Here is a 20,260-nt window from a genome sequence, read left to right on the forward strand (position 1 = left end):
CCCCCGGCATCGCCGCCGCCAGCCCTGGCGAACCCTCACTCGGGAACTACTGAATCCAGCCACGCACGCGGCGAGGCGCCCAGCTTGCGGCTGAAGGCCCGCGACAGGGCCGAGGCATTGGCATACCCCAGTTCCGCGGCAATCGCCTTGACCGGGCGGCCGTCGCGCAGCCGCGACTGAGCCAGCGCCAGGCGCCAGTCGGCCAGGTAGTCGGCCGGCGGCTGCCCCACGGCGTCCTTGAACGCCGCGGCGAAGGCGCTGCGCGACATGCCGGCGTGGCCGGCCAGGTCGGCCAGGCTCCAGGCTGCGCCGGGCGTCTGGTGCATGGCGACCAGGGCGCGGGCCAGCCTGGGGTCGGCCAGGCCTGTCATCAATCCGGCCTGGATGCCGGATTCGGCGGGATGGTCGATCAGCCAGCGCAGCAGTTGGATCAGCACCACTTCAAACAGCCTGTCGGCCAGCAGGCGCTGGCCGCAGCGCACGGATTCGGTTTCGGCGAACAGCAGCGCCAGCGCCTGTTCCAGCCCGTGCACGCGGGCCAGCGGCAGCGCGATCAGCGCCGGCAGCGCGCGTACCAGCGGGTTGCGCGCGCCGCCGTCGAAATCCAGCGTGGCACAGGTGAAATCGGAACCGTCCTGCGGCGGGTTGTGGAAGTCGTGCCGCACCGGGCGCGGGTAGAACAGCAGCGTCGGTTCGGTCAGCGCCAGCCGCCGCGGCAGGCCCGCGCCTGCCGGGTGCCGCACTTCCATCTGGCCGCGCCGCAATACGTGCAGGAAACCGCGGCCGGTCTCGGGGGCAAAGCGGGTCAGCCCGCACATCGGGCCGCTGTGGAACAGCCGGGCGCGGGCGCGGAACTGCTCAAGCAGGGCGGACAGGCGGTCGACGGGGGCGGGGGGCGCGGGCATGGACGAATAGATATGTTTCATGGACGTAAGGTATCCAATGCTACTGCGGAAAGCGGAATACTGGGTTCCAGCCAGCAGCCATTCCGGCCTGGCCCTTCAACCCCAAGGAACCTCTCATGTCCCGCATTCCGCTTGTCGATGCCACCTCTGCCCCGGCTGCCAGCCGTGACATCCTGCGCCAGATCCATGGCGCGTTCGGCGCTACGCCCAACATGTTCCGCGCGGTGGCCAATTCGCCCGCCGCCCTGCAAAGCATGTGGGCCGCGTTCGGCGCTCTGGGCAGCGGCGTGCTGCCCGCGCAACTGGGCGAGAAGGTCGCCGTGGCCGTGGCCGACAGCAACCGCTGCGAATACTGCCTGGCCGCGCATACGGCGTTGGGCAAGAAGGCCGGCGCCAGCGCCGAGCAGATGGCTGCCGCGCAAGCCGGCCGCGCCGACGACCCGCAGACCGCCGCGGTGCTGGATTTCGCGTTGAAGCTGGTGCGCGACCGCGGCCAGTTGCGCGACGCCGACATTGCCGCGTTGCGCCAGGCCGGTTTCGACGACGGCCAGATCGTCGAGCTGTTGGCGCACGTGGCGCTGAACCTGTTCACCAACTACGTCAACGTGGCGTTCGACGTGCCGGTGGACTTTCCGAAAGTGGCGCTGCGCGCGGCGTGACAGGACGGTGGGTGCCGGTTTGAGGACCCGGCCGGGCACCACGCCGTGTCAGTCCTCAGCCGGCACGGCGGATCGTGAAGTTGATCCGCCGGCTGCCCAGCAGCGGATGCGGATGATCCTTCAGCGGCATCACGCCATGAAAGCGCAGCCGGTCCACGCCGCCCCAGACCACCACGTCGCCATGCAACAGCGGCACGCGCTGGCTCTTGTCTGCGCGGTCGTGGCCGCCGAACAGGAACACCGCCGGCATGCCCAGCGAGACCGAGACGATCGGCCAGCCATAGTCGCGTTCGTCCTTGTCCTGGTGCAGCGACAGGCGCGAGCCAGGTTCATAGCGGTTGACCAGGCAGGCATCCGGCGCAAAGCCGGGAAAGCCGGCTTCGGCGGCGGCGCGCCGCGCCAGGTCGTCGAAGGCGATGGGCATGTCGGGCCAGGGCTGGCCCGACAACGGGTCGTTGCGGCTGTAGCGATAGCCGTGCGCGTCCGTCGTCCAGCCATAGCGGCCGCAGTTGGTCAGCGCCACCGACATGGTGTAGCCGCCCGGGGTGACCATGTTGCGAAACGGCGCCTGCTGCGTCACGGTGTCCACGCCGGCCAGCAGCGCCGCCGCATCGGGCAGAGCGTAGCCGCGCAGCACCACCGATTGCGCGCCCAGCATTTCACGGCCCGATTGCGCGGTGTCGTCGTCGCCGAACAGATCCAGGGTAGGGCCCATGTCAGGTCGCATCATGGAAGATCACGCCCAGCGTGTGGCGCCGGCCTTCGCGCAAGGCGCTGACGCCATGGCGCATGGCCACGCGGCGCCAGCCGCGCGCGCCGGCCACGGGACGCTGGTTGACGGTGAAGACCAGCGCATCGCCCTGTTGCAGCGGCAGCACTTCAGCGCGCTGGCCGTGGCTGTCGGTTTCGGTCATGACGAATTCACCGCCGGTGAAGTCTGTGTCCGGTTGCGACAGCAGCACGGCCACCTGCAGCGGAAACACGTGTTCGCCATACAGGTCCTGGTGCAGGCAGTTGTAGTCGCCCGGGCCGTATTGCAGGATCAGCGGCGTGGGCCGGCGCTGGCCGGCCTGGTGGCAGCGCGCCAGGAACGCGGCGTGGTCGTCCGGGTACTGCACGGCAATGCCCATCTGCTTGTTCCAGCGGTTGGCGATGGGCGCCAGGCGCGGGTACAGGGCGGTGCGCAGATTGTGCAGCAGCCTTGGCAAGGGGTAGGCGAAGTATTTGTATTCGCCCCGGCCAAAGCCATGGCGGCTCATGACGATGCGGCTGCGGTAGCGCTCGTCGTCGCCGTAGGCGTCGGCCAGCGCCTGGCACTGTGCGGGCGTCAACAGGCCGGCCGCCACGGCATGGCCGTGCGCGTCCAGGTCGGCGGTGATGCGGGTCCAGTCCAGGGTGTCGAGCTTGCTCATGGGGGTTACAGCAAAGGGCGCTACAGCAGATACGGGATGCGGTTCAGTCTACGCCGCGGCAGCCGGCGCGGCACTCCGTAAGTTGCCTTCGTGGCGTGGGACTACAGCAACGATTCGATCGGCAGCAGCGACACGAACCACACCGAAAAGCGCTTCCACGCCGTGGTGCCAGGTTCGGTGTCGTGGCGGATCGTCTTGCCATCGCGCTGCTCCAGCCAGTAGAGCGCGCCCTTGTCGTCCAGGCACACCCGGTAGGCGGTGAGCGGAACCTCGTTGTCGAAGGCCTCGGCGATGCGGCGCGCCAGCGTGGGGCTGTCGATCACAAAGCCCAGTTCGGTGTTCAGCCGCGCCGAACGCGGGTCGAAATTGAACGATCCGACGAACACGCTATGCCCATCCACCGCAAAGGTCTTGGCGTGCAGGCTCGACCCTGAACTGCCGAACGGCCCCAGGCTCTTGTTGCGCTCGGCGCCCGCCTGGCGCTTCATTTCGAATAGCAGGACGCCGCCGGCCAACAGGTCGCGGCGGCGCGACGCATAGCCGGAATGCACCACGGCCACGTCGGTGGCTTCCAGCGCATTGGTCAGCACGCGCACCTTCACGCCGCTTTGCGCCAGTTTCACGAAGGCCTCGGTGCCGCTGGCCGTGGGCACGAAATAGGGCGACACCAGTTCCACGTCCACCTTGGGCGTGCCGACGATCTCGTGCAGCTGGTGCGGCAGCATGGCTTCGGGCGGCGCGGTGCCCAGCGTCTTGCGCGGGTCGTCGCTGACCATGCGGGTATCGGCCCATTCCAGCGCCAATTCGCCGCGCAGCAGTTGCTGGATGAACGGCAGCTTGCGCATCGCCTCGGCGTAGGCGGCGGCCTCGGGCGACTTTTCGACGGTGCTGGCCGAGCGTTCCAGTTCGGCCAGCGCATCGGGGGCGGCGGGCTTGAGCAGGCGATCGACCGGGTAGGCCGATTCGCTGGCCCAGTAGCGGTCGAAGTCGGTCGACACGTCGTTCACCGCCGCGCCGATGGCCAGCACGTCCAGGTCGGTGAACAGCACGCCGTTGGCCGCGCCGAAGTATTCGTCGCCGATGTTGCGGCCGCCGACGATGGTGGCCTGGTTGTCGGCGGTGAACGACTTGTTGTGCATGCGGCGGTTCAGGCGCCGGAAGTCGGTCAGGTAGCCGACGAACTTGGGCCAGCGCACCACGAACGGGTTGTACAGGCGCACCTCGATATTCGGATGCGCGTCCAGCGCCGCCAGCACCGCGTCCAGCCCGGCGGTGCCGTTGTCGTCCAGCAGCAGGCGCACGCGCACGCCGCGGTCGGCGGCCTCGTGCAGGGCTTCGAGCAGCATGGTGCCGGTCATGTCGCCATGCCAGATGTAGTACTGCACGTCCAGGCTGCGCTGGGCGGCGCGCGCCAGCATCATGCGCGCGGCGAAGGCGTCATAGGCGTCGGCCAGCGGGTGGATACCCGATTTGCCCGGGTGCTCGGCAGCCAGCGGCGCGATGGCGCGGCCCAGCGGCGTATCGCGGGAGGCTTCCGGAGTGAGCGCCTGCGAGGCGTTGCGATGGTCCAGGGGCGGCAGGCTGCAGCCCGTCAGGAAGCCAAGGCACAGGACGGTCAGGGAGACGAATCGAGCGGTATGCATACGCCGTATTGTGCCGAATTGTCGACAAGGCGGTCGGGGCAGGGAAAGGCAGGGCTTGACGGTTTTCCGTATTTGGGAGAAATTCCCATATATGGAAAATTCATCGATGTCGGGCACGCCGACCCAAGACCCTGACCTGGACCAGCGCCTGGCCGGCCGGCTGAAGGCGCTGCGCCTGGCGCGCGGCTGGTCGCTGGACGAACTGGCCGGCCGCGCCGGCGTCAGCCGCGCCACGCTGTCGCGCCTGGAAAACGCCGAAGTCAGCCCCACCGCCAACGTGCTGGGCAAGCTGTGCGGCGCCTATGGCCTGACCATGTCGCGCCTGATGCGCATGGTCGAAGACGATTTTGCGCCGCTGGTGCCCGCCGCCGCGCAGGCGCTGTGGGTCGACGACAGCACGGGCTTCACGCGCCGCTCGGTATCGCCGCCGTCGCAGAAGCTGGCCGGCGAAGTGCTGGCCTGCGAGCTCGCTGCCGATGTCCACATCCGCTACGACCAGGCGCCGCGCGCCGGCATGGAACACCACCTGGTGATGCTGGAAGGCGAGCTGTCCCTGACCGTCGACGGCCAGGCCTACACCCTGGCGCCGGGCGACTGCCTGCGTTACCAGCTGCAAGGCGCCAGCGCTTTCGATACCCCGCCGCATTGCGGCGCCCGTTACCTGCTTTTCATTGTCTGAGACCCCGTCATGTCCTTTGCCACGCTTGAATATCTTCGCCCCTCTGCGGATCAGGCCCGCGATCTTCTGCCCGGCCTGGCCGCGCTGCTGCAGGCCTGCGTGCAGGACGGCGCCAGCGTCAGTTTCGTGTTGCCCTATACGCAGGAAGACGCGCAGGCCTTCTGGCGCGACAAGGTGCTGCCGTCGGTGGCGGCCGGCAAGGCCTCGCTGCTGGTGGCCGTGCAGGATGGCCGTGTGGCCGGTTCCGTGCAGCTCGATTGCGATACGCCGCCCAACCAGCCGCACCGTGCCGAAATCCGCAAGCTGCTGGTGCACCCGGACTTCCGGCGGCGCGGCATTGCGCGACGCCTGATGCAGGACGCGGAAAGACTGGCGGTGGAACAGGGCCGCAGCCTGATCACGCTGGACACCCGTACGGGCGACAGCGCCGAGCCGCTGTACGGCTCGCTGGGCTATGTGACGGTGGGGGTGATACCGGGATTCAGCCGCGATGCGCGTGATCCGTCCAAGGTGGACGGCACGACGATCATGTACAAGGCGGTGTAGTCAGGTCGGGGGCAGCGCATGCGCCGCGGCGGCTGGCGGTCCCGGCTGCCCAATGCGGCGGCGATCAGGCCAGCGGCTTGATGCCCACGCTGTAGGGCGGGGCGTTGCCGCGGGCGGCGGCCTTGATCTTCAGCATCGAACCGCCGGGCGTGTATTCGAATTCCTGGAAGGGCACTTCGAACCACTGGTGAAAGCTGGTGCGCGAGAACTCGGGCACCCAGACCTTGGGGCGCTTGGCGTCGCAGTGGAATTCCACCAGCGTGCAGTCGATGTTCAGCGGCCGGGTGTTGCCGATGCGGTAGCTGACGCGCAGATCGGCGCCTTCGGTGCTGCCGGGGCGCCAGGTCAGGCCGACCGATTCCATGAAGTGTTCAATCGCCTCAATGCCGCGATACATAGCTGACTCCGAATGCTGTCGGGCAGAGGCGCCCGAGAAAAAAACCGCCGACGTTGCGGCGGGAAACATCCGGGATTATCCGTCATTCGCCGCTTTCCTGCCGGACAGGGGCGGCTGCCGGCCGTCTTGACGGGCGGATTCAGCGGGCTGCGGGCCAGGCCGCGCAGAACTTCAGGATGGCGTCGGCCACGGCCTGCGGCGCTTCGCGCTGCGGAAAATGCCCCACGCCGTCCAACACCCGGCGTTCGAAGCCGCCGGTGAAATAGTGGGCCCGGCCTTCGGACGTGGCCGGCAGGTTGCAGGTGTCGGCGCCGCCGTGCAGCACCAGGGTCGGCACCGCCAGTTGCGGCGCGGGCGTCAGCTGCGCGTTGTCGTCGGCATAAGCGGGGTCGCCGGCCACGAAGCTCCAGCGATGGCGATAGGAATGCAGCACCACGGCGGCCCAGTCGGGGTTGTCGAAGGCGCGCGCGGCCTGCGCGAATTCTGTTTCGGTGTACCAGCCAGCGGGTGACCAGGTATCCCACATGTAGCGCGTGAAGGCTTGCGCCTCATTGCGCACGGTATCCGCGCCACGCGGCGTGGCCATGAACCAGTGGTACCAATAATTGCGGGCTTGCTCCAGCGCCAGCGCCTGCGACGGATCGTTGGTGCCGTAACCGATCGACAGCAACACCAGCTGCGCGGCCACGTCCGGTTGCAGGCCGCAGGCGTTGGCCGCGGCGCGCGCGCCCCAGTCGTGGCCCACCAGCAGCGGCCGGACCAGCCCCAGCGCCGCGATGAAATCCAGCAGGTCGCGGCCCAGCGCCGCCAGTTCGCCGCTGCGCGGCGTGGCCGGGTCCAGAAAGCGCGTGGCGCCGAAGCCGCGCAGCGCGGGGCACAGCACCCGGTAGCCCTCGGCCGCCAGGCGCTGCGCCACCGTGTGCCAGCTTTCGGGGCTGTCCGGCCAGCCATGCAGCAGCACGGCAGCGCGCTCGCCGGCAGGGTTCCATTCCAGGTAGGCGATGTCCAGTCGCGGGGTGCGGATCGTGGCGTAGGGGGCCATGGCATTGCGTCCTTGCAGTAGCGGGAAGGGTCACGATAGCGGCGTGCATGGTCATGATTGATGAATAATCCGGCTTTATTATCAACAAATCATGTATTGCGGAAACCCCCTCATGGATACCTTGGCCGAACCGACCGGCGCCGTGCTCGACCTGACGCTGCTGCGCACTTTTCTTGAAGTCGTGGACAACGGCGGCTTTGCGCTGGCCGCCGACGTGCTGGCCCTGACGCCCTCGGCGGTCAGCGGCCATATCAAGCGCCTGGAAATGGTGGCCGGCTCCGTACTGCTCGAACGCACGACCCGCAGCTTCGAGCTCACCGCGGCCGGCGAAACGCTGTACGCCTATGCGCGCAACATCGTCGACCTGGAACGCGAAGCGCGCGCCCGCCTGAGCGGCGTGCGCTTGAAGGGGCGGCTGCGCATCGGCTCGTCGGAAGATTTTGCCGGCGCCTGGCTGGCCGAGGTGCTGCAGGCGTTTCACCGCGCCCACCCCGAGGCATCGATCGAACTGAAGGTCGGCGTCACGGCAGACCTGCTGCGCCAGCAGGCGCGCGGCAAGCTCGACGTGGTGTTCGGCAAGCAATGCGCCCGGATGCAGGACGATGGCGAACTGCTGTGGGAAGAAGAGCTGGTCTGGGCCTGGGCCGAAGACAAGCCCTGGAAGCCGGGGCCGCAGGTGCCGCTGGCGGTGTTTCCGGAACCTTGCGTGTATCGCGAGGCGGCCATCGGCGCGCTGGGCGCCGCGCGCCGCGCGTGGCTGCTCGCCTTCGAAAGCGCCAGCATGGCGGGCTGCCTGGCGGCCGCGCAGGCCGGCTTTGCCGTGGCCCCGGTGGCGCGCAGCCAGTTGCGCCAGGGGTTGCGCGCCCTGGCCCGCGAGGACGGCATGCCGGCGCTGCCCAATGCCCGCTTCTATGCTTTCCTGCGTTCGGCCGAACCGGCGGTGCAGGCGCTGGTCGCAGCGGTGCGCCAGACGGGGCAGCGCCGCCGGTTCACGCGCTAAGTTTCTCGCAGCGCGTGTTGCCCGACGAGTTTGGCCCCTGATTCCGCGCCCTTAAGTTGTCTCAATCGCCGCGATTGACACAAGCAAATGGACGCGCGGCGTGGCCATCAGCAAGATGGACCCCTATGTCTTATATAAGACCGACGCAGCCGCCGCCGGTCCGGGCATGTGAATCAAAGGAGTCATCATGGCAAATTTCCTGCTTGCATTGGTCACCGCTGAACTTTCCCTCTTTGGCGTCGACGCCGCGGCTGCGCCTGCGCCCGTTGCGGTGTCTGACGCACCGCCCGCCCAGTCTGCGCCGCGTTTCGACAGCGAACACTATCGCAGCGCGCTGGGCTGAGCCCGCACGACGGCTCGGCTGCGGCGGCATGCAGCCGCTGCGCCGGGACGTGATGGCGCCGGACCGTTGTGAAGGGCGTTTCGGCAAGCCTGTAGAAATAGGCAGGTTTCACGCAAGAACGAGCCTGTACGCTGCACCGCGCGATTCTTAATATCCCTCTCACGCTTGGGGTCGATGGGTTCCGCGTGAATCGATGGGCGCGAGCGGGTTGCCGGCGTGTTGCCGGCCGCCGCAAGTAGAGGGAGATCGCATGAGCACCGAAAAAATCTGGTTTGTGACAGGCGCGTCCAGCGGCCTGGGCCTGGCGCTGGTCAGGATGCTGCTCGACCAGGGCCACAAGGTGGCGGCCACGTCGCGGGACGTCGACGCCTTGCTCGACGCGGTGGACGCCAAGCTGGAAGGCCGCTTCCTGCCGCTGGCCGTGGACCTGGCCGACGAACGCAGCGTACGCCGTGCGGTCGACGCCGCCATTGCCGGCTTCGGCCGCATCGACGTGGTGGTCAACAACGCCGCCTACAGCCTGGCGGGACCGCTGGAATCGCTGTCGGACGGCGATCTGCGCGACAACTTCGATATCAACGTGTTCGGCGTGCTGAACGTGGTGCGCGCGGTAATGCCTCGCCTGCGGGCGCAGCGCGCGGGCCACGTGTTCAACGTGTCGTCGATCCTGGGGTTCGATGGCGGCTACGCGGGGTGGGGCGCCTACAGCGCGACCAAGTTCGCGGTCAGCGGCCTGAGCGAAGCTCTGGCCGCCGAAGCTGCGCCGCATGGCGTGCGCGTGTCGGTGGTGTATCCCGGCACCAGCGGCCCCGCAGGCGATCCGGCCAAGGCGGCGCGCGCCTTGATCCAGGCGGCCGACGCGCAGTACGCGCCGCTGCATCTGTTCCTGGGCCGCGATGCCTTTGACCAGGCGCGCGCCAAGATCCAGTCGGTGCAGCAGGAACTGGCGCGCTGGCGTGAGATGTCGGTGTCGATCGGTTTCGTGGACGAACGACGGGCAGACGAGCGGCGCGTGGACGAACGCCGCCTGGCGGCCTGATGCGCGGCGGCGCCTACCCGGCCAGGCCCTGCGCCGCCTGGTAGGCGCCCAGCACCGCCAGGCTCACCATGAAGCACAGCTTGAAGGTGCGTGCCGACAGCCTGTCGCGCAGCCATTGCCCCAGCGCCATGCCGGCCAGCGCGGGCAGCAGCATCAGCACCGACGCGCCGGCCGCGGCCGGCGTGTAGCTGCCCGTCAGCCACAGCCCCGCCGCCAGCGCCACCGTCGACACCGTGAAGGAAATGCCCATCGCCTGGATCAGGCCGTCCTTGCCCAGGTTCAGCGCCTGCAGGAACGGCACGGCGGGAATCACGAATACGCCGGTGGCCGCCGTGATCACGCCGGTGATGGCGCCCACTGCCACGCCCAGCGCGCCTTCGTGGCGCGCGGGCACCGCGGGCGGCGTGCCGAATAGCCCCCAGGCCGCGTAGGCCACCAGGGCAAGGCCCAGGCACACGCTGGCCCAGTGGCCCGAAGGCGCGCCCAGCCACAGCGCGCCGGCGATCGTGCCGACACAGACGCCCACCTGCATGCCGGCAATGCGGCGCAGCACCCGCATCAAGGTCGGCCAGGGCCGCGCCTGCCACAGGTTGGTGATCAGCGATGGCACGATCAACAGCGCCGCCGCCTGCGCGGGCGCCATCACCAGCGCCAGCAGCGCCATCGAAATGGTGGGCAGGCCCAGCCCCACCACGCCTTTCACGACGCCTGCCAGGACAAACACGGCCACCGTCGCGGCCAGCAGCGCCGGCGTGCCGCCGGCCATCCAGTCGTTCGGACTCATGCGGCCTCGCAGTGGGCGGTCAAGGCGTCGCGCGGACGGCCGAACAGCGCGTAGGCCACGTCGTCGGCGTTGTCCTGCCCTTGCCGGGCGGCGCGCAGCAGCCACTGGCGGCCTTCGCACAGGTCGGTGGGCTGGGCGCCGCCGTACAGCGCGGGGCCGCCCAGCAGCGCAATCCCCAGCATGCGCTGGGCCGGCGCATGGCCATCGCGTGCTGCGGCGCGCAGCCAGGTCAGCATGGCGGGGTAGTCGCCCTGGGTCTGGGCCTCCAGCGCCAGCGCGTATTTCTGCACCGGGGTCGCGTAGGCGGACAGCCCGGCCGGGGCTTCGGCCCGGCCTGAGGAATGCAGGGCCATAGCCGTCAGCAAGGCCAGGGGCCACAGGGCCAGCCGGTGTCGCAGGATCTGAGTTTTCATGGAAATCTCCCTTCATCGATGATGAATGGGCAGATTCTGCGCCCGGCCCGGGGCAACGCCGTATCGGGATCTTGCGTACCTGGCCTATGGAACAGCCTGAGCCAGCCGTGCTACGCTTTTTCCATGCGCTTCGACCTGACCGACCTACGCCTGTTCCTGAACGTGCAAGAGACCGGCTCCATCACGGCCGGCGCGCGGCGTTCGCACATGACCCTGGCGTCCGCCAGCGAACGCATCCGCGGCATGGAAGACACGCTGGGCGTGCCGCTGCTGCTGCGTGAACATCGCGGCGTGCAGGCCACGCCCGCCGGCCGCACGCTGGCCCACCACGCGCGGCTGGTGCTGGCGCAGATGGACCGCATGCGCGGCGAACTGGATCACTACGGCCAGGGGCTCAAGGGCCACGTGCGGGTGCTGTGCAACACCACGGCGCTCAGCGAATACCTGCCCCAGGTATTGGGTGAATTTCTCAAGGACCACCCGCGCGTGTCGGTCGACCTGGAAGAGCGCCTCAGCTACGAAATCGCCGACGCCTTGCGCGCCGGCACCTGCGATATCGGCGTGCTGGCCGACTCTACCGACCTGCATGGCTTGCAGGTGCTGCGTTTTCGGCATGACCCGCTGGCGCTGGTCGTGCCGGCCGGGCATCCGCTGGCCGAGCGCGAGAGCGTGACCCTGGCCGAGGTGGCGGACGAGGAATTCGTGGGCCTGGTGCAGGGCAGCGCCTTGCAGGAACACATCGCGCACCATGCGCGGCGCAGCGGCAAGGTGCTGTCTTACCGGGTGCGCCTGCGCAGTTTCGGCGCGGTCTGCCGGATGGTGGGCCTGGGGGTGGGCGTGGCGATCATGCCGCGGGTGGCGGCAGTGCGGCATGGCCGCGCGGCCGGCGTGCGGCGCGTGGCGCTGGTGGATGACTGGGCCGTGCGGGACCTGGTGTTGTGCGTGCGCGGAGAATTGCCGGCCTATGCGCAACAGCTGGTGGCGTACGCGCTGCGCGACGCACCCAAGTCGTAGCGCGTGTCCCGCCGGACTCAGCGCGCCGCCAGCCCCGCTTTGCGCAGATGCCCGGGTTCGAACCAAGACCCCGACGCGACCGCGCCCAGGATGATCAGGCCATACAGACACATGGCCGCCGCCGCGATGGCGAAGAACACCGTCAGCGATCCGGTGAAATGCAAGGCGGCGCCGCCCAGGCCCGCACCGATCAGCAGCCGCAGGAATCCCGCCAGCAGCGGCCACTTCAGGCGCCCCGCGCCCTGCGAGGCGAAGTACATCGAAAAGCCGAGCGCGAAAAAGCCGTACAGCGGCCCGACGATGCGCAGGTAGGCCGCACCCGCTTCCAGCATGTGGTCCTGGGCGCCGAACAGCCGCAGCCAGGCCTCGGGGAAAAATGCGGCCGCCAGGCCGATGGTCTCGGCCAGCACGAAGGCCATCGCGCCGCCGGTCAGCGCGATGCGCAGCGCGCGTTCGGGCTGGCCTGCGCCGATGTTGGACCCCACCATCGCGACCATCGGCGCGCCCAGGCCGAACGCCAGCGGAATCATCAGGTATTCCAGCCGCACCGCGATGCCGTAGCCGGCCACGGCCGCCGTGCCGGCGTAGGCGCCGATCAGCGCGGCGGTCAGCGCCACCAGGCCGTTGGTGAGCAACGGGTTCAGCGTGGCCAGCGCGCCCACGCTCAATATGCTGCGCAGCAAGGTCAGGTGCAGCCGGCTGCGCGTCAGGCGCGCGGCGTTGCGGCCGCTCAGGCAATAGCCGCCCAGCACCAGCGTGCCCACTGCGTAGTAGGTCACCAGCGCCCAGCCGCCACCCGCCACGCCCAGCGCGGGAAATGGACCCCAGCCGAAGATCAGGCAGGGCGACAGCGGCACCAGCAGCAGCGCACCGCCGCAGATCACCGCGCCCGGCACCAGCATGTTGCCGGTGCCGCGGATGACGCTGGCAAAGGCGTTCATGAGCCACATCAGCACGATGCCGCCGAAGATCACGTTGGAATACGCCAGCGCCGCCTCCAGCGCGGCGCCTTCGGCGCCCAGCGCGCGATACAGCTGCGGGCCGAACGCCAGCAGCAGCACGCAGAACACGGCGCCCAGCGCCGCATTCAGCACCACCGCGTGCAGTACCAGCTGGTCGGCCTCTTGCTGGCGGCCCGCGCCCAGGGTGCGCGCCACCGCCGCGGAAATGCCGCCGCCCATCGCGCCCTGCGACATGTTCTGCATCAGCATCAGCACCGGCACCACCAGCGCCACCCCGGCCAGCACCGGCGTGCCCAGCCGCGCGAGGAACCAGGTTTCGATCAAGCCGGTGGCCGATTGCGCCAGCATCATCAGGATGTTGGGCCAGGCCAGCCGGGCCAGCGTGGGGGCGATGGGGGCATGCAGCATCGCCTGCAGGCGCGCATTGGCGGGGCGGGGCGTGGGCGCGGCGGGGATGGCGGACATGGGGGCGGGACAGCCGTAAGGGGAGAGTCCGGAAAATTTACGTGCATATGCCAATATCTGTCAAGAATGGGCTAGACTCCAACCCGGCGCGGAAGTAGCGTAATGGACCGGGTCCGCCTGGCGCGGTTGCCACCCGCCACCCGCTCAGGTCCCTGCGTATTGCCGCCGGGGTTCCCGCCGCTTCCGATGCCGTCATTTCCGCTCAACCAGCCGTCCGAATCCGCCATGTCCGACGCCGACCCTTCCGTTTCCGCCATTCCCCAGGACCCGCTGATCTGCAACGGCGCCGCCCTGCGCAAGGCCACCCGCCGCGTCTCGCAGTTATACGACACCGTGCTGGCTCCTTGCGGCCTGAAGGTCTCGCAGCATTCGATCCTGGTGCACATCGCGCGCGCCGGCACGCCGTCCATGACCGACCTGGCGCGCGCCATGGTGCTGGACCGCTCGGCGCTGGCGCACAACCTCAAGCCGCTTGAACGCGATGGCTATGTCAGCATGGCGCGCGACGAACGCGACGGCCGCAGCCGCCGCGTCGCGCTGACCGACGCGGGCCGCGCCAAGCTGTCTGAATCCAAGCGCTTGTGGAAAGACGCGCAGCAGCGCTTCGAGGCCGCTTACGGCGCCGAGCGCGCGGCGGCGCTCCGGCATTCGCTGGCCGATATCTTCTCGGACGAGTTCGCGCTGGCGTTCAGCCGCGGCTGAGGCCGGCCCCTACAGATCCACCCGCACCTTGCCCGCCTGCACCAGCGCGGCGACGTCGCGAATTTCGGTCAACAGAGCCTGTTGCAACTGCGCCGGCGTGCCGCCCGTCGGTTGAAAGCCCTGTTCGGCCAGCTTGGCGCCCACCGCTTCGGTGCGCAGTGCGGTATTGATGCCCTGGTTCAACGAGGCGATCAGCGCATCGGGCGTGCCCGCCGCGCAATACGTGCCGAACTGGATCTGCGCCTGGAAACCGGCATAGCCGCTTTCCGCGACCGTGGGAATATCGGGATACTTCGCCAGGCGCTCGCGGCTGGTCACCGCCAGCACGCGCAGCCGTCCGCTTTTCAAGTAAGGCTCGACGGCGGCCACGGTGGCCACCACCACCTGGATCTGGCTGCCCAGCAGGTCGGTCATCATGGGGCCCGTGCCCCGGTAGGGTACGTGCAGCATGTCGATGCCGCAGGCGGCTTGCAGCAGTTCGGTGGCCAGGTGCTGGGGCGTGGCGTTGCCGGGCGAACCGAAGGTCAGGCTCTTGGGCTCGCGCCGGGCCTGGGCAACCAGCTCGGCCAGCGTCTTGGCGGGCAGGCCGCTATTGACCGCCACCATGTAGGGCGAGCGCGCGATCGGGCAGACGGGCGCCAGCTGCTTGAGCACCTCTTCGGGCGGGCGCGTGTAATAGCGCACGGATGGCACCAGGCCGGCGAACAGCAGCACGCTGCCGTCCTTCGCGCCGTTGGCGGTGTAGTCCGCGCCAAGCATGCCGCTGGCGCCCGGCTTGTTTTCCACGACCACCGAACGGTCCAGCGCGCCTTCCAGCGTGGCGGCGATGACGCGGCCCAGCACGTCGGTGCCGCCGCCCGGCGGAAACGGCACGATGACGCGCAGCGGCGCCTCCCGGGCGATGGCGTAGCGGTTCAGCGTCAGGGCGCAGGACGCGGCCGCGCCCAGGGCCAGGTGCTTCAGAAGGGTTCTGCGATGCATGGTTTGTCTCCATCGACCCGATTCCGGGGATGCCGATCGCCTCTGTCAGGCGGGCGATTCAGCGTTGTTCTGCAATAAAAAGGCGTGCAGGGCCGAGGCCACCACGGCGGGCGCTTCCACCGGAAGCATATGCCGCTGGCCGTCGACGACGCGCGCTCGGGCATCGGGCAGCGCCCGCGCCAGGCTGCGCGTCATGCGCGGGGTGGACCCCACATCTTCTTCGCCGGTCATCACCAGCACGGGGCAGGCGATGTCGGGCGCCGCGTGCGCCAGGATCGGGTCACCGTGCGCGAACAGGCGATACGCCGCCAGGAAGTCGGCGCGGTCGTTGCGGATCAGGCGTTGCCCGATGGCGGCCACCCGGTCAGGGCGTGCCGCCTGATAGGCCGGCGTGAACCAGCGCTGCAACGACACCGCCGCGGCCGCCTGCGTATCCTGCGTGGCGGCGGCCGCCAGGCGCGCCATCACCGCCTGGCTTTCGTCCGGCGTGCGCTGGAACACCGTGCTGAGCAGCACCAGCCGCGTGACGCGATGGGGCCGCGCCGCGGCATAGGCGCCGGCGATCAGGCCGCCCATGGAATACCCCAGCACGCAGGCGCTGGCCCAGCCTGCCTGGTCCAGCTCGGCATCGAGCTGCGCGACGAAGTCCTGGATGTCCGCGGGGCCGGCAATGCCGGGCGCCGCGCCATGGCCCAGCAGGTCGTAGCGCAGCACGTCGAACTCGGCTTGCAGCAGCGGCGCCAGGTCATCCCAGAGCGTGTGATCCAGCCCGACGCCATGCAGCAGCACCAGCGGCGTGCCGTGGCCGGAACGGCGGCGGGGCGCGCTCATTGCGATTGCGACGCCTGCGCCAGTTCCTGCAGATCGGAATAGCGGTTGCCGATGCGATGGTGCGGCCTGCCCGACGTGGCCGCGCCCAGGGCGATGACGATCTCATCCGGCGCGGGCGCGTCGCCGATGGTGGTCTGCACGGTCAGGTAGTGCGACCGCAGGCCTTCATCCTGCTTGTGCATCAAGGGCACCGAAATCACGCATCCGGGGCCGCCGCGCGTGTTGGTGAAGCTGAGGTAGCTGGTGCCGCCCACGGCGTCGCGGTAGGCGTTGCCAAAACGCAGCGTGTGGATCAGCGCGGAGGCGTGTTCGATCTCGCCCGACGTGCCGACCACCGCGGCCTTGCCGTAGGCCTCGATCTGGTCGGCCGAGCCCGCCTGGCGCAGGATTTCCTGCACCAGCAGTTCACCCAGCGGCGGCGCGTGTTCAAGGATCTGCGGGCGCAGGTCTTCCTGGAAGGGCAGGCCGGCCCAGGGATTGCGGATGACGGCAGCCGCCACGATCATGATCAGCGGGCGTTCGGCGGCTTTGCCGCCTTCGATGCAGGTCTTCTCGACATAACTGACGATCTTGCGTACTTGCAAAGCCATTGCGTTGCTCCAATGCGTGAGGGATAGCGATGCGCCATTGTTCAAGCCCGCGATGAATTTTGACAATCCAAATTAACTCAAGTTAATTTCGGAAAACCTGAATTCAATGCACCGCCCTTCATGACCGCGTCCCTGAAAATCCAGCACCTGCGCCAGTTCCTTCTGGCAGCCGACCACGGCAGTTTCCGGCTGGCCGCCGAAGGCACGCATCGCTCGCAGGCGGCGGTGTCGGCGGCCATGCAGGATCTCGAACAGCAACTGGGCGCGCCGTTGTTCGAAGCCGGCAAGCGGGCGCAATTGACCCCCTTGGGCCAGGCCGTGGCGCCGTTGCTGCGCGAATTGCTGGCCACCCACGACCGGGTGCTGGATGCGGCGCGGCAGTTGGGCATGGGGCACACCGGCCCGGTGTCGCTGGCCGTCATGCCATCGCTGGCGGACGAATGGCTGCCGCGCCTGCTGGAACGCTATGCGCGTAGCCACCCCGACATCCGCATCCGGGCGGTGGACGAGTCGTCGCAGGATGTGCACCGGCTGGTCCTGAACGGCGAAGTGCAGGTCGGCGTGGCCGGCCAGGTGCCGCGCACGGCCGAGGTCGCGTTCACGCCGGTGGCGCGTGACGCGTTCGGGCTGGTCTGCCGCAAGGGGCATCCCCTGGCGCGGCGGCGCGGGGCGGTGCCCTGGTCGTCGCTGGCATCCGAACGCCTGATTGGCAATGCCACGTTCGATACGCTCAGGAACCGCCAACTGGGCAGTGGCATCGATGACCCGGCCATGGTGGTGTCGAACCGCGCGTCGTTGCTGGCCAGCGTGGTCAGCGGCTTGGGCGTGACCGTGCTGCCGGTGTTGGCGCGGCCCGCCGCCGACAGCGGGCTGGCCTTCGTGCCGCTGTGCGAGCCGACGGTGGAACGCATTGTCGGCGTGCTGACCCGCAAGGAAGAAACCCTGCTGCCGTCCGTTGCTGCCATGCACGCGCTGGCGCTGCGCTCGCTGACCCAGTTCACGCGCCGCAAGGGGGCGGACCTGGTCTGACCTTATGGCATGTCCGCGGCGGGCTTGCGCGCCCAACCCAGGATGAAGACGGCGCCCAGCACGCAGGCCATGCCCCAAAGCTGGCCGGCCGACAGGCGTTCGCCCAGCAGTGCCGCGGCCAGCAGCACGGCCGACACCGGCGCGACCGCGGTGAACAGCGCGGCGTCCGACCCCGCGACCCGCGCGGCCCCGGCGTACCACAGCAGAAACCCGCCCACCGTCGGCACCAACGCGTAATAGGCGACGGCCAGCAGCGCGTCGGTCGAAACGTCAAGGGACCAGGGCATTTCCGCCAGGCTGGCCGGCACGCACACGAGCAGGCCGATGGCGCACATGATGGCCGACAGCGCCAGCGGCGGTACCGGTGTGCGCAGCCGCTTGTGCAGCAGGATGAACAGGCCCTCGCACAGCACCGCGCCCAGCACCAGCGCATTGCCGGCCACGGAGCCCGCGCCGTCCACCGCGCCGCTGCGCGTCATCAGCCACACGCCCGCGGCCGCGGCGCCGATCGCCAGCAACGTGGCCCGGCCCGGCCGTTCTCCCAGCGCCACGATGGCGACGCCGGCCGACACCAGGGGCAGGGTGCCCAGGATCACCCCGGCGTCCACGGCGGACGTGCGCTGCAGGCCGGCGATCAGCAAAGTCGTGTAGCCCACGCTGCCGGCGATGGCCTGTGCCGTCAGCAACAGCCAGTCTCGCCATTGCAGCTCAGGCAGCCGCGTGCCAGTCAGGCGCCACAGCAACGCAAAGCAGGGCAGCGCCAGGGCGAAGCGCAGGGCGGTGGCGGTAAAGGGCGGCAAGCCGGCGGCGATGACCTTGCTGGCCACCACCGTGCTGCCCACCAGCGCCATGGCCGCGGCCAGGCAGGCATAGCCTTGCAATGTTCTGTTCATGGATAGCGATTGCATTCAAGAGGAACCGCAGCGTAGGCGGCGGCGCAGGCCGCGGTCTTGAACGAAATTGCAGGGGCCGCTCTGGTCGGCGCGACGGTCTCGCCGTGCGTGGCCGGGCGTCCCCCGGACCGATGCCGCCGTCAGTGATTCAGCCCGCGACCGCCTGCGCGTAGCGCCCTGGCGACACGCCATAGGCGCGCGAGAACAGCCGGGTCATGTGGCTCTGGTCGGCAAAACCGGCCGCGGCGGCCGCATCGGCCAGCGCCGTGCCCTGGCGCAGCAGGCTGCGCGCCAGGAGCAGGCGCCGCTGCAATTGATACGCGTGCGGCGTCATGCCGGTGGCGCGGTGGAACGCGCGCAGCACCTGGAAGCGGCTCAGGCCGCTGGCGCCCGCCAGATCCGCCAGCGACAGCGCCGCGGCCGGCGCGTCGTCGATCAGGCTGACCGTATGGCGGATGGCGGCGGGCATGCCGGTGTCGGTGGCCGAGAGGGCGCGTACCCCGGTGCGCGTCAGAATCCGCAGCAGCAGGGCGTCGCAGGCCAGCGGCGAGGCGTGCGAGGTCAATTGTGCATAAAGCGCCAGCACGTCCGCGGCCAGCGCCGGGGCGTCGATGACGGGGTGTTCGAATTCAAAACCGCCGCTGCGCGGCAGGCCATCTGCCGCGTCTGCCACCACCGCCGGGTCCAGGTACAGCATCTGCCAGGCCCGTTCGCCGCCGATCGGCGCGCCATCGTGCACTTCGCCCGGATTGACCGTGATGACCTGGCCCGGACCGGCCTCGACCTGCCCGCGGCCGCTGTGCGAGACCTGCGCGCCCAGCCGCATGACGCCGATGCCGAACTGGTCATGCGTGTGCCGCGCGAAGGTGCGCCCGCTGCGCGCGGCCACGGCCTGCACGCCGGCAAGGGCGCTGCGTTGCATGACGAACTGGGCAAGGGCCATGAAGGGGTCTCGGGTGAGGGATCAGGCGCGCCCGCCGCGGCTGAAGACGTCGCGCAGCGCGGCGGCGAACAACGCATCCACGTTGCGGCGCAGCCCGTCGGCGCGGGTGAACAGCGAAATCGGCGGCAGGGTCCAGTCGAAAGAATACGGCACGATGGCCGCGCCGGCGATGCGCACCAGCTCGTCGGCGATGTCGGCCGGCAGGATGGACACGGCGCGGTCGCTGGCCACGATCATCTCGCCGATCAGCTTGGACGAATCGCTTTGCACCGACGGCGTGGGGGGCGCCAGGCCGGCGCGCAGGAAAATGTCGGCCACCTGTTCGCGGATCGGGCTGTCGGGCGTGCCCAGAATCCAGTCCAGGTCGGCCAGCATGTTCCATTCCAGCCGGGTGCGGCCCAGCCGCGCGGCCAGGCGGCGGCTGGCGATCAGGCGCGGCGGCTGGTGGTACAGCACTTCGAAATCGATCTGGCTCAGGTCCACCGACGGCGTCGCCCAGCCCACCACCACGTCCAGCGTGTGGTCGCGCAACTGGCGCAGCAGCGCCGGCCCCTGGCCTTCATGGATGGTGGCGGTGATGCCGCGCCCCTGCGGCACGGTGCGGGCAATGGCGGCCGACAGCATCTGCCCCGACACGAACGGAATCACGCCGATGTGAAGGTGGGCGGCATGGCCGGCGGCCACGGCTTCCATTTCCTGCACCAGGTGGCCCAGGTCGTGCACCAGGGCGCGGGCACGGGCGAGCACCACCGCACCCAGCGGCGTGGGGGTCATGCCGCGCACCGAGCGTTCGAACAGCGGCACGTCGAACATGCTTTCCAGTTCGGCCAGGGCATTGGTCACAGCCGGCTGGCTGGTGGCCATGTGCTCGGCCACCCGGGTCAGGGACCCATGCTGCTCGATTTGTAGCAGCAGCATCAGGTGCCGCATCTTCAGCCGCGAGGTCAGTTTGCGGATAACCTCGTCCGGGGAAAACGGCGTCATAGAC

General features: G+C 69.3%; 24 protein-coding genes. 9 read left to right on the forward strand and 15 right to left on the reverse strand.

Translation table 11 applies throughout. From position 1 onward, the window contains the following. Window positions 1-35: 35 nt before the first annotated feature. Window positions 36-926: an AraC family transcriptional regulator gene (locus tag U858_RS0121685; RefSeq protein ID WP_051593648.1), complete on the reverse strand. Its 891-nt coding sequence runs from the start codon at window positions 924-926 to the stop codon at window positions 36-38. A gap of 95 nt (window positions 927-1,021) precedes the next feature. On the opposite strand from U858_RS0121685, the gene U858_RS0121690 reads away from it, so the two are divergent. Next, a complete protein-coding gene (locus tag U858_RS0121690; protein ID WP_025139262.1) occupies window positions 1,022-1,564 on the forward strand; it encodes a carboxymuconolactone decarboxylase family protein in 543 nt (180 codons plus the stop codon). A gap of 55 nt (window positions 1,565-1,619) precedes the next feature. Here U858_RS0121690 and alkB read toward each other — a convergent pair whose 3' ends face one another. The 3 genes from alkB to U858_RS0121705 form a co-directional block, all read right to left on the reverse strand. Further along, window positions 1,620-2,279 (reverse strand): DNA oxidative demethylase AlkB, encoded by a 660-nt coding sequence (gene alkB, locus U858_RS0121695; protein WP_025139263.1) that lies wholly within the window; start codon window positions 2,277-2,279, stop codon window positions 1,620-1,622. Window position 2,280: 1 nt separating this feature from the next. Continuing rightward, on the reverse strand, window positions 2,281-2,976 hold the full coding sequence (locus tag U858_RS0121700) for a 2OG-Fe(II) oxygenase (RefSeq protein WP_025139264.1): 696 nt from the start codon (window positions 2,974-2,976) through the stop codon (window positions 2,281-2,283). A gap of 101 nt (window positions 2,977-3,077) precedes the next feature. Then, entirely contained in the window at window positions 3,078-4,619 is a 1,542-nt protein-coding gene (locus tag U858_RS0121705) for a phospholipase D family protein (protein WP_025139265.1), read from the reverse strand. A 91-nt stretch (window positions 4,620-4,710) separates the two neighbouring features. Here U858_RS0121705 and U858_RS0121710 point away from each other — a divergent pair, with 91 nt between their 5' ends. Next, entirely contained in the window at window positions 4,711-5,298 is a 588-nt protein-coding gene (locus U858_RS0121710; RefSeq protein ID WP_042885343.1) for a helix-turn-helix domain-containing protein, read from the forward strand. 9 nt (window positions 5,299-5,307) lie between these two features. Continuing rightward, window positions 5,308-5,844 (forward strand): GNAT family N-acetyltransferase, encoded by a 537-nt coding sequence (locus U858_RS0121715; RefSeq protein ID WP_025139267.1) that lies wholly within the window; start codon window positions 5,308-5,310, stop codon window positions 5,842-5,844. A gap of 64 nt (window positions 5,845-5,908) precedes the next feature. Here the strand turns inward: U858_RS0121715 and U858_RS0121720 are convergent, their stop codons facing one another. Next, entirely contained in the window at window positions 5,909-6,241 is a 333-nt protein-coding gene (locus U858_RS0121720) for a hypothetical protein (protein ID WP_025139268.1), read from the reverse strand. 139 nt (window positions 6,242-6,380) lie between these two features. Then, entirely contained in the window at window positions 6,381-7,283 is a 903-nt protein-coding gene (locus tag U858_RS0121725; RefSeq protein WP_025139269.1) for an alpha/beta fold hydrolase, read from the reverse strand. 112 nt (window positions 7,284-7,395) lie between these two features. Between U858_RS0121725 and U858_RS0121730 the strand changes: the two genes are divergently transcribed. The 3 genes from U858_RS0121730 (at window position 7,396) to U858_RS0121740 (ending at window position 9,665) form a co-directional block, all read left to right on the forward strand. Beyond that, on the forward strand, window positions 7,396-8,283 hold the full coding sequence (locus tag U858_RS0121730; protein WP_025139270.1) for a LysR family transcriptional regulator: 888 nt from the start codon (window positions 7,396-7,398) through the stop codon (window positions 8,281-8,283). A gap of 187 nt (window positions 8,284-8,470) precedes the next feature. Then, window positions 8,471-8,626 carry a hypothetical protein gene (locus U858_RS35985; RefSeq protein ID WP_175191165.1) on the forward strand — a complete coding sequence of 52 codons (156 nt, stop codon included), beginning with the start codon at window positions 8,471-8,473 and terminating at the stop codon, window positions 8,624-8,626. Window positions 8,627-8,876: 250 nt separating this feature from the next. Next, window positions 8,877-9,665 (forward strand): SDR family oxidoreductase, encoded by a 789-nt coding sequence (locus U858_RS0121740; protein WP_025139271.1) that lies wholly within the window; start codon window positions 8,877-8,879, stop codon window positions 9,663-9,665. A 13-nt stretch (window positions 9,666-9,678) separates the two neighbouring features. Here the strand turns inward: U858_RS0121740 and U858_RS0121745 are convergent, their stop codons facing one another. Beyond that, window positions 9,679-10,449 (reverse strand): sulfite exporter TauE/SafE family protein, encoded by a 771-nt coding sequence (locus tag U858_RS0121745; protein WP_025139272.1) that lies wholly within the window; start codon window positions 10,447-10,449, stop codon window positions 9,679-9,681. Beyond that, window positions 10,446-10,862: a hypothetical protein gene (locus U858_RS0121750; protein WP_025139273.1), complete on the reverse strand. Its 417-nt coding sequence runs from the start codon at window positions 10,860-10,862 to the stop codon at window positions 10,446-10,448. The genes U858_RS0121745 and U858_RS0121750 overlap by 4 nt, the downstream gene beginning before the upstream one ends. 123 nt (window positions 10,863-10,985) lie before the next feature. On the opposite strand from U858_RS0121750, the gene U858_RS0121755 reads away from it, so the two are divergent. Continuing rightward, on the forward strand, window positions 10,986-11,876 hold the full coding sequence (locus tag U858_RS0121755) for a LysR substrate-binding domain-containing protein (RefSeq protein ID WP_025139274.1): 891 nt from the start codon (window positions 10,986-10,988) through the stop codon (window positions 11,874-11,876). Between the two features lie 17 nt (window positions 11,877-11,893). On the opposite strand, the gene U858_RS0121760 is transcribed toward U858_RS0121755, so the two are convergent. Continuing rightward, window positions 11,894-13,246 (reverse strand): MATE family efflux transporter, encoded by a 1,353-nt coding sequence (locus U858_RS0121760; protein ID WP_025139275.1) that lies wholly within the window; start codon window positions 13,244-13,246, stop codon window positions 11,894-11,896. A 282-nt stretch (window positions 13,247-13,528) separates the two neighbouring features. Here U858_RS0121760 and U858_RS0121765 point away from each other — a divergent pair, with 282 nt between their 5' ends. Continuing rightward, entirely contained in the window at window positions 13,529-14,005 is a 477-nt protein-coding gene (locus U858_RS0121765) for a MarR family winged helix-turn-helix transcriptional regulator (RefSeq protein ID WP_025139276.1), read from the forward strand. 9 nt (window positions 14,006-14,014) lie between these two features. Here U858_RS0121765 and U858_RS0121770 read toward each other — a convergent pair whose 3' ends face one another. The 3 genes from U858_RS0121770 to U858_RS0121780 are packed head-to-tail and all read right to left on the reverse strand — an operon-like array spanning window position 14,015 to window position 16,407. Then, on the reverse strand, window positions 14,015-14,986 hold the full coding sequence (locus U858_RS0121770; protein WP_025139277.1) for a tripartite tricarboxylate transporter substrate binding protein: 972 nt from the start codon (window positions 14,984-14,986) through the stop codon (window positions 14,015-14,017). Between the two features lie 45 nt (window positions 14,987-15,031). Further along, a complete protein-coding gene (locus U858_RS0121775) occupies window positions 15,032-15,817 on the reverse strand; it encodes an alpha/beta fold hydrolase (RefSeq protein ID WP_025139278.1) in 786 nt (261 codons plus the stop codon). Next, on the reverse strand, window positions 15,814-16,407 hold the full coding sequence (locus U858_RS0121780; RefSeq protein WP_025139279.1) for an amino acid synthesis family protein: 594 nt from the start codon (window positions 16,405-16,407) through the stop codon (window positions 15,814-15,816). The genes U858_RS0121775 and U858_RS0121780 overlap by 4 nt, the downstream gene beginning before the upstream one ends. Window positions 16,408-16,527: 120 nt before the next feature. On the opposite strand from U858_RS0121780, the gene U858_RS0121785 reads away from it, so the two are divergent. Continuing rightward, a complete protein-coding gene (locus U858_RS0121785) occupies window positions 16,528-17,436 on the forward strand; it encodes a LysR family transcriptional regulator (RefSeq protein ID WP_025139280.1) in 909 nt (302 codons plus the stop codon). A gap of 2 nt (window positions 17,437-17,438) precedes the next feature. Here the strand turns inward: U858_RS0121785 and U858_RS0121790 are convergent, their stop codons facing one another. The 3 genes from U858_RS0121790 to U858_RS0121800 form a co-directional block, all read right to left on the reverse strand. After that, the gene (locus U858_RS0121790) at window positions 17,439-18,329 is read right to left on the reverse strand and encodes a DMT family transporter (protein WP_025139281.1); all 891 of its coding nucleotides are present in this window, start codon (window positions 18,327-18,329) and stop codon (window positions 17,439-17,441) included. A gap of 148 nt (window positions 18,330-18,477) precedes the next feature. Continuing rightward, complete coding sequence (locus U858_RS0121795) at window positions 18,478-19,272, reverse strand: AraC family ligand binding domain-containing protein (RefSeq protein ID WP_025139282.1); 795 nt, start codon at window positions 19,270-19,272, stop codon at window positions 18,478-18,480. A 21-nt stretch (window positions 19,273-19,293) separates the two neighbouring features. After that, window positions 19,294-20,256, reverse strand: a complete 963-nt coding sequence (locus U858_RS0121800; RefSeq protein ID WP_025139283.1) for a LysR substrate-binding domain-containing protein — start codon at window positions 20,254-20,256, stop codon at window positions 19,294-19,296. Window positions 20,257-20,260 lie beyond the last annotated feature (4 nt).

This window comes from Achromobacter sp. DH1f (genome assembly GCF_000633435.1).
Lineage (GTDB): Bacteria > Pseudomonadota > Gammaproteobacteria > Burkholderiales > Burkholderiaceae_B > Achromobacter > Achromobacter deleyi.

What these genes read in the sequence shown, in the direction of transcription:
- U858_RS0121685 (WP_051593648.1), bottom strand. Translation starts at nt 926, where the DNA reads ATGAAACATATCTATTCGTCCATGCCCGCGCCCCCCGCCCCCGTCGAC.
- U858_RS0121690 (WP_025139262.1), top strand. Translation starts at nt 1,022, where the DNA reads ATGTCCCGCATTCCGCTTGTCGATGCCACCTCTGCCCCGGCTGCCAGC.
- alkB (WP_025139263.1), bottom strand. Translation starts at nt 2,279, where the DNA reads ATGGGCCCTACCCTGGATCTGTTCGGCGACGACGACACCGCGCAATCG.
- U858_RS0121700 (WP_025139264.1), bottom strand. Translation starts at nt 2,976, where the DNA reads ATGAGCAAGCTCGACACCCTGGACTGGACCCGCATCACCGCCGACCTG.
- U858_RS0121705 (WP_025139265.1), bottom strand. Translation starts at nt 4,619, where the DNA reads ATGCATACCGCTCGATTCGTCTCCCTGACCGTCCTGTGCCTTGGCTTC.
- U858_RS0121710 (WP_042885343.1), top strand. Translation starts at nt 4,711, where the DNA reads ATGGAAAATTCATCGATGTCGGGCACGCCGACCCAAGACCCTGACCTG.
- U858_RS0121715 (WP_025139267.1), top strand. Translation starts at nt 5,308, where the DNA reads ATGTCCTTTGCCACGCTTGAATATCTTCGCCCCTCTGCGGATCAGGCC.
- U858_RS0121720 (WP_025139268.1), bottom strand. Translation starts at nt 6,241, where the DNA reads ATGTATCGCGGCATTGAGGCGATTGAACACTTCATGGAATCGGTCGGC.
- U858_RS0121725 (WP_025139269.1), bottom strand. Translation starts at nt 7,283, where the DNA reads ATGGCCCCCTACGCCACGATCCGCACCCCGCGACTGGACATCGCCTAC.
- U858_RS0121730 (WP_025139270.1), top strand. Translation starts at nt 7,396, where the DNA reads ATGGATACCTTGGCCGAACCGACCGGCGCCGTGCTCGACCTGACGCTG.
- U858_RS35985 (WP_175191165.1), top strand. Translation starts at nt 8,471, where the DNA reads ATGGCAAATTTCCTGCTTGCATTGGTCACCGCTGAACTTTCCCTCTTT.
- U858_RS0121740 (WP_025139271.1), top strand. Translation starts at nt 8,877, where the DNA reads ATGAGCACCGAAAAAATCTGGTTTGTGACAGGCGCGTCCAGCGGCCTG.
- U858_RS0121745 (WP_025139272.1), bottom strand. Translation starts at nt 10,449, where the DNA reads ATGAGTCCGAACGACTGGATGGCCGGCGGCACGCCGGCGCTGCTGGCC.
- U858_RS0121750 (WP_025139273.1), bottom strand. Translation starts at nt 10,862, where the DNA reads ATGAAAACTCAGATCCTGCGACACCGGCTGGCCCTGTGGCCCCTGGCC.
- U858_RS0121755 (WP_025139274.1), top strand. Translation starts at nt 10,986, where the DNA reads ATGCGCTTCGACCTGACCGACCTACGCCTGTTCCTGAACGTGCAAGAG.
- U858_RS0121760 (WP_025139275.1), bottom strand. Translation starts at nt 13,246, where the DNA reads ATGCTGCATGCCCCCATCGCCCCCACGCTGGCCCGGCTGGCCTGGCCC.
- U858_RS0121765 (WP_025139276.1), top strand. Translation starts at nt 13,529, where the DNA reads ATGTCCGACGCCGACCCTTCCGTTTCCGCCATTCCCCAGGACCCGCTG.
- U858_RS0121770 (WP_025139277.1), bottom strand. Translation starts at nt 14,986, where the DNA reads ATGCATCGCAGAACCCTTCTGAAGCACCTGGCCCTGGGCGCGGCCGCG.
- U858_RS0121775 (WP_025139278.1), bottom strand. Translation starts at nt 15,817, where the DNA reads ATGAGCGCGCCCCGCCGCCGTTCCGGCCACGGCACGCCGCTGGTGCTG.
- U858_RS0121780 (WP_025139279.1), bottom strand. Translation starts at nt 16,407, where the DNA reads ATGGCTTTGCAAGTACGCAAGATCGTCAGTTATGTCGAGAAGACCTGC.
- U858_RS0121785 (WP_025139280.1), top strand. Translation starts at nt 16,528, where the DNA reads ATGACCGCGTCCCTGAAAATCCAGCACCTGCGCCAGTTCCTTCTGGCA.
- U858_RS0121790 (WP_025139281.1), bottom strand. Translation starts at nt 18,329, where the DNA reads ATGAACAGAACATTGCAAGGCTATGCCTGCCTGGCCGCGGCCATGGCG.
- U858_RS0121795 (WP_025139282.1), bottom strand. Translation starts at nt 19,272, where the DNA reads ATGGCCCTTGCCCAGTTCGTCATGCAACGCAGCGCCCTTGCCGGCGTG.
- U858_RS0121800 (WP_025139283.1), bottom strand. Translation starts at nt 20,256, where the DNA reads ATGACGCCGTTTTCCCCGGACGAGGTTATCCGCAAACTGACCTCGCGG.